The sequence below is a fragment of the Ligilactobacillus sp. UO.C109 genome (assembly GCF_026847815.1).
GTDB classification, from domain to species: domain Bacteria; phylum Bacillota; class Bacilli; order Lactobacillales; family Lactobacillaceae; genus Ligilactobacillus; species Ligilactobacillus salivarius.
This window is the reverse complement of sequence record NZ_JAPSFH010000005.1, coordinates 41111-51616: the sequence shown is the minus strand read 5'-3', so window position 1 is coordinate 51616 and position 10506 is coordinate 41111. Positions and strand designations below refer to the sequence as shown.

Genomic DNA, 10506 nt, shown 5'->3' with positions numbered 1-10506 from the left:
CTCATCCTTAAGTGAAAGCCTAAGCACATCAAGTTCCTTAAGTGAAAGCTTGAGTACATCAAGTTCATTGAGTGAATCCTTGAGTATAAGCTCCTCACTAAGTGAAAGCTTAAGTACATCAAGTTCATTGAGTGAATCCTTGAGTACAAGCTCATCCTTAAGCGAAAGCTTGAGCACATCAAGTTCGTTGAGCGAATCCTTGAGCACAAGCTCCTCACTAAGTGAAAGCCAGTTCATCCTTAAGTGAAAGCTTAAGTACATCAAGTTCGTTGAGCGAATCCTTGAGTACAAGTTCCTCACTAAGTGAAAGCTTAAGCACATCAAGTTCATTGAGCGAATCCTTGAGTACAAGTTCATCCTTGAGTGAAAGCTTAAGTACATCAAGTTCCTTGAGTGAATCCTTGAGTGAAAGCTTAAGCACATCAAGCAGTTTGAGTGAATCCTTGAGTACAAGCTCATCCTTAAGTGAAAGCTTAAGTATAAGTACATCCTTGAGTGGAAGTTCTTCAATGAATACAGATGCATCAGATAGTTTGAGTAGATCCTTGAGCGAAAGTGAATCCTTGAGTGAAAGCTTAAGCACATCAAGTTCGTTGAGTAAATCCTTGAGTGGAAGTTCTTCAATGAATACAGATGCATCAGATAGTTTGAGTAGATCCTTGAGTGAAAGTGAATCCTTGAGTGAAAGCTTAAGCACATCAAGTTCGTTGAGTAAATCCTTGAGCGGAAGTTCTTCAATGAATACAGATGCATCAGATAGTTTGAGCAGATCCTTGAGCGAAAGTGAATCCTTGAGTGAAAGCTTAAGCACATCAAGTTCGTTGAGTAAATCCTTGAGTGGAAGTTCTTCAATGAATACAGATGCATCAGATAGTTTGAGTAGATCCTTGAGCGAAAGCGAAAGCTTAAGTACATCAAGTTCGTTGAGTGCAAGTGCATCTCTAATTGATAGTTTGAGTGAAAGTCTATCTAATACTATTTCATCTGAAAACATGAATGATGGAAATAACGGAAATATGATAGGAACTACAAATCCTGGAGCAGTGAATAAAGTTTCAAGTGATAGTTTGAAACACACGGTACAACGTAAAGAATTACCACAAACAGGTGATAGTTCAACTAATGCAGGAGTTCTAGGTGGACTATTCGTATTGACAAGCTTAGCATTAATGAAAGCTAAGAAGAAAAAAGACTAATAAACGATAATCCCCCCTAAATATCGTTGAATTAGATTGAATCTAAGAAAGGGCAAGCAGTTATAACTGCTTGCCCTTTTTGAATATAATAACTTTATCATTAAATAATAATTAATTAAATTATAAAAAATATCATTAATTAAAAGGCTTATTGAATATCAGTAAAAGTTAAATTAAAAGAGTGGAATTGTACAATTCTATTAGATTAATTCAATAAATAAAGATAATAAAAAACATTTATAAAAAAATGTATTATCAATTTTTTTATAAATAGTGCTATAATATGACTGTAAAGAATATAATTTTTTTGGGGGAATTAACACAATGAAGTTATTTTCAAAGTTAAATTTATTAACGTTAGTACTTGGTGGAACTTTGGTTTTGAGTGTACCAATGGTAAAAGCTGATACTACTAATCAACAGAGTACAGCAACTCTTAATATTCAAGATGAGAGTACAGATACAACTGCTAAATTATCATTAGACAAAGTACCAAGTTTTCCATTTAATAATGTTAAAGCAGGTACTATTTTTAGTGGTCAATCAGTGGATCAAGGATTGACTAACAATAATAATGTAGTAGTTACTGACACACGTTTAAGCAATATTGGATGGAATTTGGCAGTTACTAATACGACAGCGTTTGTGAATGGTGATAGTAAAATTAATGGTACTATTCAATTTACACCATCAGCATTCCAGTTTAGTGACGGTGCGGCAGAAGGCTGGACTTGGTCTAAAGCACAAACTAGTTTGGAATTACCAAGTAGCGTATCTAATCAAGTAGCAACTTCAACAGGTGCTAAAAAAGGTACAGCAACTTCAACAATTCAACATGCAACTTTGAAATTTAATGGGCATGATGCAATTGTTCCGGGTAGCTACACAGCTAATTTGACATGGAATTTAACTGCAGCAACAAAAGATTCATCAACTGAGAGTGAATAACAATAAATAGATAAGGTATGGTAAGATTGAAAACAAATTCAATAGTAAAACTATTTCTGTGTATTGTACTATGTATTTGTTTTTTCAAGGTACCAAATGTAAGTGCTGATAGTATAGCTAACAACGCGGCTGAATTTACGATAAGTCCTGTATATCCTCGTGAACAAAAGGAGGATGATGCAGGATATTTTGATTTAAATGTAAAAAAATCAACGAAGGTACCTGTAAAAGTAAAAATTTCTAATTTAAATAAAAATCAAGATATAGATTATATTGTAAAAGTTGGAAATGCAATTACAAACAATGATGGGACGATTAATTACACAGATTTTAAAAATAAAAAAGATAAAACTGCAAAATATCAACTTACTGATTTAGTATCAAAGAAAGAATTGAAACAAAAAGTTACAGTAAAAGCAGGAGAAAGTACAAAAGTTATAGTAAATTTAAATGTACCCAAACAAGCTTTTGCTGGAGTAATTGTTGGAGGAATTTATGTAGAACGGTTAACCAATTCTTATGACAATACTAAAAATGGTGTGAATACTAAGAATCATTTTTCTATGACATTACCAGTTGTCATAACTGAACAGGCAAAAGCTAAAAGAATTGCTAAAATGGAACTAGATAAAGTAACGGTGAAGAATGGACCTGAAATTACTGCTAAATTACATAATGTGAAACCAGTAATGTTTGGTAAGTTATCAATAGATTCAAAGATAACTAAGAAGAATCATACTAAAACATTGGTTCACAAGAGTGTAAATAATTATCAAGTAGCTCCTAACTCTAGTTTTGATTATTTAGTTTCTGATAGTAGTAATCAGCTTGGAGCAGGTAAATACACATTAGATATGCATCTGCAGTCAGGAAAAAGAAAATGGCATCTGGTAAAAGATTTTGTAATTACATCAAAACAAGGAGCACCATTGACTAAGCAAACAGGATGGTTAGGTATATCAATGATGCTGTGGATAGTAGTAATAATTTTAATTTTGATTATTGCAAGCCTAGTTGCAGTTATTATGTGGCAGAGAAAAAAATTAAAAAGTTAGTGTGATACAAATGAATACTAAGAGAAAATTACTATTATTTATTTCAGGTATGGCATTAATATTGCTATTTACTATAATGAATACCAATACTGTTAAAGCAGCGGTAACTTGGCCGACAACTTCATTTGCAACTTGGACACAGGGGACAAAAGAAGCTGGAGGTTTAACGAGAAATAAGTATGGTTTTATGGTTAATAAAGATGAAGGATATTATATGGAAGAATATAAGGATTCTAATAATATTCACGTTATGATTCCTATGATAGCTTATAAAAGTTGGAATGAGAGTACTAAAACGAAATATTATGTAGTGATGCAAAATGGAAGTACATTTTCGGGTCAAGAGATATCTAGTAGTAATGTAATAAGGACTAAAATCAAAGATTATAGTAGAACAGCATTATGGATGTTGGATGTTACAGTAGGTAATATTACAGCTGATAAAATTCAGATTTGTATTTATGATGATGACGGATCATATGGTTTTTGGAGAACCAATGGTGTAGCAGATGATGGTACTTATCCATTTGTTATGAGTACACCTGTTTTAGGCTGGAATAATGTTACTAACTTTAATCAATCTTTAAAAGACGGAATATTTTATGTCGGAAGAAATACTACATTAACCATGAATGCACCTAAACTTCAAGATAGTAATGTTGGAAAGTTTGACAATTCAATCTTAAATAATGCTGGCGAAAGTCACTTTTTCGGGCAAAATGTCGTTGATAATGAAATTAGGACAACTTATGAAATAACAACTGATGTCACTAAGTTAGACGGTATAGTTGATGGATTAGCTTCTTCTGATACAAATAAATATGGTTTAGATACAGTGTTGACTTATGAAATTCCTTCAGATAATTTGAAAATTCCATTGTCTTATGGGGGATTAAAGGCAATATCATTATCAGCTGAAACTTTGGATAATGCTTCAATTAATACAAAAGATTATTTAGATTCATCATTTGTTGATAAAGTTACCGGTGATTTAGGAACAGGCCACACATTGACTTATAGTTGGTTCTATTCAACGAGTGACAATATTAATGACTTAAAGAAAGTTTCTACAGAATTTACGAATAATAAAGATCGGAAAGCTGATGGAACTTTAGGAACAGATTGGATGATACTATCTTCTAAAAATAATTTTACACAGTATTTAATGAAGCAGGCAATTGAAGGAAAAAAGACATATTTAATGATGAAAGTATATGTAGATGGGAAATTAAGTACATTAACCAATCCTATCTTAATTCAAATTCAAGTTCCAACTTTAAAAGTACCTGATAAAATAGATTTTGGTACTATCTCAGTAAAGAATATATATAATGGTGGAAGTTTTGAATCACTGACAAAGGATAGTGATAAGCTTTCTTTGTCCATTCCAGATACAAGTAAAAGTACATGGAAAGTTACATCTAGCATTAAGGAAAATGATGATAATAGTATTACTAAAATAAATGGACAATTGAATATTTTAGGTAAGAACTTATCAGCTACACCGATAGAAGTTGCAAGTATATCTAAGCACGGTCTAGTGGATTTACCATTGAATGCTAAAGTAAGTTTTAGAGGATATCACAATCCTTTAACCCCTAGAACTAATTTTACAGAAGATATTAATTGGAATCTCTCACCTGAGACACCGATTATGGCATCGAATTAATTATAAAAAATAATGGAAACTCAATGAAAAAAGAGTTCCCATTATTTTTTTTTAGAATGTTTTGCTAAATACTATTTACAATATTCGGTTTTTAGTGTATATTTACATTGTAAGTTAAGTCGAATGTACTTATTTCTTATTAAAACCGAAAGAGGAGAATTATTTTGAAAGATAAAGTTATTTCATACTTTGGCATTGATAAGCACGGTTCTACTATCAAACGTGAAATTTTAGCCGGCTTTACTACATTTATTTCAATGGCCTATATTTTATTTGTTAACCCAACAGTTTTAGGTGCTGCTCATATGGATAAGGGGGCCGTATTTACAGCTACGGCATTAGCTAGTGCCTTTGGATGTTTAATGATGGGACTTTATGCTAAGTATCCTATTGCAACAGCTCCAGGATTGGGTGTTAATGCATTCTTTGCTTATTCAGTTGTTATTGGTATGGGTATTCCATGGCAAACAGCATTAGCTGGTGTATTCGTCGCAGCTATTATTTTCTTATTAATTACAGTATTTAAATTGCGTGAAATGATCATTGACTCTATTCCACAAGACTTGAAATACGCTATCTCTGCTGGTATTGGTTTATTCATTGCTTTTATCGGTATGAAGAGTGCAGGCATTATCGTTGCTAACAAATCTACATTAGTTGGTTTAGGAACATTCCAAGGTCAAACATGGTTATCAATTATTGGTTTTGTTTTAATGGCAGTATTAATGTTATTAAACGTTCCAGGTGCAATCTTTATCGCTATGCTTGTAGCTGCAATCATTGGTATGGTAACAGGTTTAATTCCAGCACCACATCAATTTATCTCATCTGCTCCAAGTTTAGCACCAACATTTGGTCAAGCAATCAAGCATGTTACAGATATTAATACAATGCAATTAGTCGTAGTTGTAATTACTTTCTTATTGGTAACATTCTTCGATACGGCTGGTACATTAGTTGGTTTAGCACAACAAGCCGGTTTTATGAAAGATAACAAGATGCCTCGTGTAGGTAAGGCTTTACTATCTGATTCCAGTGCTATGTTAGTGGGTTCTGTTTTAGGTACATCTCCAATTGGTGCTTATGTTGAATCATCTGCTGGTATTGCGGTAGGGGGACGTACAGGTTTAACGGCTGTTACAACTGGTGTATTGTTCATCTTAGGTATGTTCTTCTCACCATTGTTAACAGTAGTTACATCATACGTTACAGCACCAGCTTTGATTATGGTAGGTGTTTTAATGGCAGGTAACATGGCACGTATTAGCTGGGATAAGTTGGAAATTGCTATTCCATCATTCGTTATCCTTGCAACTATGCCATTGACATATAGTATCGCTGACGGTATTGCATTAGGTGTTATCTTCTACCCAATCACAATGATTACTGCAAAACGTGGTAAAGAAGTTCCACCTTTGATGTATGTATTATTCTTCGTATTTTTAATCTTCTTATGGATTTTGCAAACAGGTGAATAATTAATTTAAATGAATATTAAAAATCAGCATTAACTTGATGGATAATCTTGTTAATGCTGTTTTTTTGCTACTAAGATAAGAAATTTGAGTTTTATTTTTTATATGATAAAATTAAAATTAGATTAAAAAATAGAGGGGTGAAATGATGAATAAAGAGAGATTACAATTATTAGCGCATAAAACGATGAATATATATCAAGTAGAAATGCGACAACTACCACAATCTTCGGAATTAATTACAGAATTACCTGTAGAAACGGAAACATTAAATCAATATGAAACTAAGATAGTGGTAAAGGATGAAAATTTACTTTATAGAATTTTTAAGGTTCCTGAAGATAAGAAACTAGGAGTAATGAGTTTTGCAAGTCCGGTTACAATTGGCGGAAATTTTCAACATGGTGTAAATGCGCAAGAACAAACAATTTGCCGAAATAGTTTTCTATACCCAGAGTTAAAGAAGTACCGCAGGACATATTATTATCATAATATTCAAAACCCCAATGATTTTTTATTTAGTCCATATTTAATTTATGCTAGTAATATTAAATTTATTCGCGATGAAAAAGAAGACCAAATCTTGAAAGGAAAATTTGCCGATGTTGTATCTGTTGCAGCACCTGATGTAACTTCGATGCGAGCAAATAATAAAGTTTTATCGGCAGAAAAGATTGCTGAAGATATATATAATAAAGTTTTAGCAACTTTGCGTGTTTTCAAAAATCATGAAACTAAAGTTTTAATATTAGGTGCTTTTGGTTGTGGTGCATTTGGAAACGATCCACAGATGGTAGCAAAAATATTTAAGCAAGTCCTAGATAGATCAGAGTTCAAGGGCGTATTTGAAGAAATATATTTTGATATTATGAAAAATCCACAAGTTTTGAAAATTTTTGAAAATACTTTGAAAGATTGATGATAAATCTAAAGCATTACTCTGGTTAATATGTTACAATGATTTAGAACTCTAAATTGGTAGATTACTATAATTATAATGATTAAGAGGTTAAATATACCTGCAAATTGATAATATTGAAAGGGAGAGGTTTGAGCATGAAAATGCAATTAGCCGAAGTAGCACGAGCACTCAATATCGAAGCTAAAGAAGAATGGGAAGATATTTCAATTACAAGTGTTTGCTTCGATAGCCGTAAAATCGAGTCTGGTGCTTTGTTTATTCCTTTGGTGGCTGAAAATGATGGTCATAAGTATGTAGAAGCTGCAATCAATGGTGGGGCAGTTGCTACACTATGGCAAGAAGATCATTCTGAAAATATCCCAGATAGTATTGCAGTATTACCTGTTTCTGATACTTTAGTTGCTCTACAACAATTAGGTAAGCATTATTTAATGAAAATTAATCCTAAAGTAGTAGCTATTACAGGAAGTAACGGAAAAACTACAACAAAAGATATGACAGCAGCAGTGTTGGCTACACAGTTCAATGTTCATAAGACTTTTGCTAATTTCAATAATGAAATTGGAGTACCTATGACAATCTTAAGTATGGAACCTAATACAGAAGTTCTAGTAGTAGAAATGGGTATGGATCGTTATGGTCAATTGGATTTTTTGAGTAAATTAGCTGAACCTGATGTTGCAGTAATTACTATGATTGGTGAAGCGCATATAGAATTCTTTGGAACAAGAGATCATATTGCTGACGCTAAGATGGAAATTACACATGGTTTAAAAGAAGATGGAGAATTGGTAATTAATGGTGACGAACCATTATTGACTACGAAAGCTAAAGAAGTTAGTCAAGAAGTACTAACCTTTGGTAGCCTTGATAATAATGATATGCGTACAATGGATATTGTTAGTGATGCTACTAAGACAAGTTTTAAAGTAGCAACTTGGCCTGAAGTAGATTTCACGATCAATATGATTGGTGCATATAATGTTTTCAATGCTTTAGCAGCTTTAAGTGTGGGTAATATTTATCATATACCAGTAGATAAGATGCAAAAAGCTTTAGCATCATTTGATTTAACAGCCAATCGAACAGAATGGTTAGAAGCTAAAAATGGTGCAAAGATTTTGAGCGATGTATATAATTCAAATCCAACAGCAGTTAAAGAAGTTTTATATGCTTTTGAGCAAGTTCCAACTAGTGGTAAAAGAATTGTTGTTCTAGGTGATATGCTTGAATTAGGTGAGCAAGCTGCAGAAATGCACAGTGATTTAGCCAAAGCTATTAATCCTGATAGAATAGATAGTATTTATCTATGTGGAGAATTAATGGGACATTTAGCTGAAAAATTAAGAGAGAAATTTGATGAAACTCAAATTCATCACTATCAAAAAGATGATTTACTAACTTTAACTTCTGATTTAAAAAATGAATTAATGTCTGATGATATTGTTTTATTAAAAGCTAGTCACGGAATTCATTTGGAAAACGTTGTAAGTGAATTAATTTAAGCATTGAATGCCAATCTAGAGTAAATTTATGATGAGAAAGAAGCCATGATAATGGCTGAACGTTAATAGAAGCCGAATGAATGGTTATGACGCGCAAGACCATTTCGGTTTCTATTGTTTTTAGGAGGAAGAATTTTGAAATTTGGCGAATTAGGATTAGATAAAAGTTTGTTAAAGGCTGTAAAGAGAAGTGGTTTTGAAGAAGCTACTCCTATTCAAGCAGAAACAATACCACTTGTTTTAGCTGGTAATGATGTAATTGGACAAGCACAGACAGGTACCGGTAAAACTGCAGCCTTTGGTTTGCCAGTATTACAACAATTAGATTTGGATTTGAGACAAATTCAAGCAGTAATAATCTCACCAACTCGTGAATTAGCAATTCAAACACAAGAAGAACTTTTTCATTTAGGAAAAGAAAAAAGAGCTAAGGTCCAAGTTGTGTATGGCGGAGCTGATATTAGACGTCAAATTAAGCAACTTGAACAACACACACCACATATTTTAGTAGGAACACCAGGACGATTACTTGATCATATTCAAAGAGGAACAATTAACTTGGCTCATGTTAAACATTTGATTTTAGATGAAGCTGATGAAATGCTAGACATGGGATTCTTGGATGATATTGAAAAGATTATCCAAGCAGTACCAGCTGAACGTCAAACTTTATTATTCTCAGCAACTATGCCTAAAGAAATCTTGAAGATTGGCGAAAAATTTATGGTTAATCCACAAATTGTAAAAATCAAAGCTAAAGAGTTAACAACAGATTTAGTTGATCAATATTTTGTGAAGACAAAAGAATTTGAAAAATTCGATATTATGACTAGATTGATTGATGTTCAAGCTCCTGAATTAACAATCGTTTTTGGTAGAACTAAGCGTCGTGTTGATGAACTTTCTCGAGGTTTAGAAGCACGTGGTTACAATGCAGCTGGCATTCATGGTGATTTGACTCAACAACGTCGTATGAACGTATTACGTAAGTTTAAAAATGGAGATTTGGATATCTTAGTAGCAACTGATGTCGCAGCCCGTGGTTTAGACATCTCAGGAGTTACTCATGTTTACAACTATGATATTCCACAAGATCCGGAAAGTTATGTTCACCGTATTGGTAGAACTGGTCGTGCAGGACACCATGGAACTTCCGTAACATTTGTTACACCTAACGAAATGGATTACCTACGTGTTATCGAGAAATTAACTAAGAAACGCATGGATCCATTGAAGCCACCAACTCAAGATGAAGCATTTATTGGACAAGTTTCAAGTGCTTTAGATGATATTAAAGATTTAATAGCTGATACAGATACAGAACGCTATGAAGCACAAGCACAAGCACTATTGGAACAATATGATGCTGTTGAAGTAGTAGCAGCTTTCTTAAATAATATGACTAAGAAGGATGCTTCTGATGTTCCTGTAAAGATTACACCAGAAAAACCATTACCTCGTCGTAAGAAAGGTCGTCGCAATGGTAATTATCGTCGTGGTAATGATAACTTTAAGCGTAGTAAGAGATTCAACAAGCATGATAGAAAAAATCGTGATAATAAGCGCAGAAGTGGCAAAAAAAATAGATTTACTATTAGAACAAAGAAAGCTTAATTAAGTTTAAGAACTGATGTATACTGGTAAAAAGTATATATCAGTTTTTGTTTGCAATAAATTGGTGCAACTTCTTAGATGATTTGGTAAAATAGGTGTGATATTCTGAGGGGTGAGCTAAC

At 32.9% G+C, this 10506-nt stretch carries 9 protein-coding genes and 1 pseudogene; 8 read left to right on the top strand and 2 right to left on the bottom strand.

Annotated features, from left to right (window positions below; translation table 11 throughout):
- Nucleotides 1-237: pseudogene (locus OZJ21_RS01445) on the bottom strand (hypothetical protein); the annotation flags it as partial.
- Nucleotides 218-994 (bottom strand): hypothetical protein, encoded by a 777-nt coding sequence (locus OZJ21_RS01440; RefSeq protein ID WP_268857318.1) that lies wholly within the window; start codon nt 992-994, stop codon nt 218-220. The gene OZJ21_RS01440 and the pseudogene OZJ21_RS01445, both read right to left, overlap by 20 nt.
- A gap of 22 nt (nt 995-1016) precedes the next feature.
- Here OZJ21_RS01440 and OZJ21_RS01435 point away from each other — a divergent pair, with 22 nt between their 5' ends.
- The 8 genes from OZJ21_RS01435 to OZJ21_RS01400 all read left to right on the top strand — a co-directional run bounded on the left by OZJ21_RS01435 (nt 1017) and on the right by OZJ21_RS01400 (nt 10384).
- Entirely contained in the window at nt 1017-1196 is a 180-nt protein-coding gene (locus OZJ21_RS01435; RefSeq protein WP_180376572.1) for an LPXTG cell wall anchor domain-containing protein, read from the top strand.
- A 324-nt stretch (nt 1197-1520) separates the two neighbouring features.
- Nucleotides 1521-2144, top strand: a complete 624-nt coding sequence (locus OZJ21_RS01430) for a WxL domain-containing protein (protein ID WP_099460069.1) — start codon at nt 1521-1523, stop codon at nt 2142-2144.
- Nucleotides 2145-2161: 17 nt separating this feature from the next.
- The gene (locus OZJ21_RS01425) at nt 2162-3199 is read left to right on the top strand and encodes a DUF916 and DUF3324 domain-containing protein (RefSeq protein ID WP_160994046.1); all 1038 of its coding nucleotides are present in this window, start codon (nt 2162-2164) and stop codon (nt 3197-3199) included.
- 10 nt (nt 3200-3209) lie between these two features.
- A complete protein-coding gene (locus tag OZJ21_RS01420; protein ID WP_268857317.1) occupies nt 3210-4868 on the top strand; it encodes a hypothetical protein in 1659 nt (552 codons plus the stop codon).
- A 164-nt stretch (nt 4869-5032) separates the two neighbouring features.
- Nucleotides 5033-6346 (top strand): NCS2 family permease, encoded by a 1314-nt coding sequence (locus OZJ21_RS01415; RefSeq protein WP_003704255.1) that lies wholly within the window; start codon nt 5033-5035, stop codon nt 6344-6346.
- 145 nt (nt 6347-6491) lie between these two features.
- Nucleotides 6492-7262 (top strand): TIGR02452 family protein, encoded by a 771-nt coding sequence (locus OZJ21_RS01410; RefSeq protein WP_268857316.1) that lies wholly within the window; start codon nt 6492-6494, stop codon nt 7260-7262.
- Between the two features lie 137 nt (nt 7263-7399).
- Entirely contained in the window at nt 7400-8770 is a 1371-nt protein-coding gene (locus OZJ21_RS01405; RefSeq protein WP_268857315.1) for a UDP-N-acetylmuramoyl-tripeptide--D-alanyl-D-alanine ligase, read from the top strand.
- Between the two features lie 135 nt (nt 8771-8905).
- The gene (locus OZJ21_RS01400) at nt 8906-10384 is read left to right on the top strand and encodes a DEAD/DEAH box helicase (protein ID WP_003705725.1); all 1479 of its coding nucleotides are present in this window, start codon (nt 8906-8908) and stop codon (nt 10382-10384) included.
- Nucleotides 10385-10506 lie beyond the last annotated feature (122 nt).

Excerpts from the sequence above, each read along its gene's own strand:
- OZJ21_RS01435 (WP_180376572.1), top strand. The coding sequence starts at position 1,017 with ATGATAGGAACTACAAATCCTGGAGCAGTGAATAAAGTTTCAAGTGAT.
- OZJ21_RS01405 (WP_268857315.1), top strand. The coding sequence starts at position 7,400 with ATGAAAATGCAATTAGCCGAAGTAGCACGAGCACTCAATATCGAAGCT.
- OZJ21_RS01440 (WP_268857318.1), bottom strand. The coding sequence starts at position 994 with ATGTTTTCAGATGAAATAGTATTAGATAGACTTTCACTCAAACTATCA.
- OZJ21_RS01420 (WP_268857317.1), top strand. The coding sequence starts at position 3,210 with ATGAATACTAAGAGAAAATTACTATTATTTATTTCAGGTATGGCATTA.
- OZJ21_RS01410 (WP_268857316.1), top strand. The coding sequence starts at position 6,492 with ATGAATAAAGAGAGATTACAATTATTAGCGCATAAAACGATGAATATA.
- OZJ21_RS01425 (WP_160994046.1), top strand. The coding sequence starts at position 2,162 with ATGGTAAGATTGAAAACAAATTCAATAGTAAAACTATTTCTGTGTATT.
- OZJ21_RS01430 (WP_099460069.1), top strand. The coding sequence starts at position 1,521 with ATGAAGTTATTTTCAAAGTTAAATTTATTAACGTTAGTACTTGGTGGA.